We start from the raw sequence: 1,424 nt of genomic DNA, 5'->3' as shown, positions 1-1,424 counted from the left end.
GATAAGCAACTGCGGGATAAAATGATTGAAGTGCTTCACAGTAAATTGGATAATTTTTTAATTGGATTTCCAATTGGTTATTATTCAATGGAAAATTTATTGCCAGAGTCAAGAGACACCTGGAGAAGCCAGATTGCTTGGATTTATCCAAGATTGAAAAAGTACCTGCCGGCCTCCCGTATCTTTTATAACTCAAGCATGACAAGGCCTTACGCGCATTATGCTGATAAAACGGTGAGTAAACAGTACTTTGAAAAATTGCGCAATATTTGGAAAGAAAGAGATATTCTTTTAATTGAGGGTGAAAAAAGCCGGCTTGGCGTCGGGAATGATTTGTTTGCAAATGCTAATTCGGTTGAAAGAATTCTCGCTCCTAAGCATAATGCATTTGATAAATATTATGAAATTATCGAGTTTGTAAAAAAATTTGATAAGACAAAACTTGTCCTGATAGCATTAGGACCTACAGCCACCGTAATGGCCTATGATCTGGCTGTTCTGAATTTTCAGGCAGTTGATATAGGTAATGTAGATATTGAATATGAGTGGTATTTGCGCGGAGCCACGTCTAAAGTAAAAATCGAAGGGAAATATACCAGCGAGGCAATCGGTGGAAGAGATGTTAAAGAATTAAATGACCCGGTTTATCAACGGCAGATTATTAAAACCTTTTTATCGGATGAATAGTGGAAAAACAGTTTGTATTGTTGGTCCCTGCCTTAAAATGGGAGGAATTGAAAGAGCATCTTCAAACGTTGCAAACGGTTTATCGAGGCTTGGTTACAAGGTAATATATCTGGCTGTTTTCAGGCAGGAAAAATTTTTTAAACTGGATGATGAAATAGTTTTTGATGAACCCCCCATTGGGAGGAATCAAACCCGTCTTTCAATTTTATATACAGTTAAACGAATAAGAGAACGTGTCAGGTATTATAAACCCGATACGGTGCTGGTGTATAATAAGTTTTATGCCGCATTAGTAGCTTTCGCCTTGTGGTCTACTGAGTTTCAGTATTATCTTTCTGAACGTTCCAGTCCTTTTTTTAAATGGCCGTTGAAAATTAGGATACTAAATAGAATTGCTTTTTTCCTTAATCCGCCGGCAGGTTTAATTGCACAGACTACTGTTGCTGCCAACTACCAAAAAAAATACTATGGAAGAAAGGTTGCAGTAGAAGTGATTCCGAATTCATTGGAATCAGTTGAATATGCCGAATGCCCGCTGGAAGCCAGGTCTATTTTGGCGGTAGGCAGACTCAATGATTATCTGAAGGGATTTGACCGCCTGATAGCTGCAATGAAATGGGTAAACCCCGACTGGAATCTGAGAATAGTAGGGGCGGACAAATCTCCCAATTCATTAGATAAACTGATAAGGGAACAGGGGTTAGAGAATCGAATTCAGTTGGAACCCAAATCTGCCA

The 1,424-nt window shown here is 38.6% G+C and carries 2 protein-coding genes; both read left to right on the top strand.

Going from position 1 to position 1,424, the window contains the following annotated elements; translation table 11 throughout:
• A partial coding sequence (locus tag A1D16_RS08505) for a GT-D fold domain-containing glycosyltransferase (RefSeq protein WP_290708934.1) occupies positions 1–687 on the top strand: 687 nt, incomplete at its 5' end.
• A partial coding sequence (locus tag A1D16_RS08500) for a glycosyltransferase (RefSeq protein WP_290708933.1) occupies positions 680–1,424 on the top strand: 745 nt, incomplete at its 3' end. The genes A1D16_RS08505 and A1D16_RS08500, both read left to right, overlap by 8 nt.

The organism is Flavihumibacter sp. CACIAM 22H1 (assembly GCF_001601815.1).
In the GTDB taxonomy this organism is placed as follows: Bacteria; Bacteroidota; Bacteroidia; order Chitinophagales; family Chitinophagaceae; genus Flavihumibacter.
This window is presented reverse-complemented; position numbering and strand designations above follow the sequence as displayed.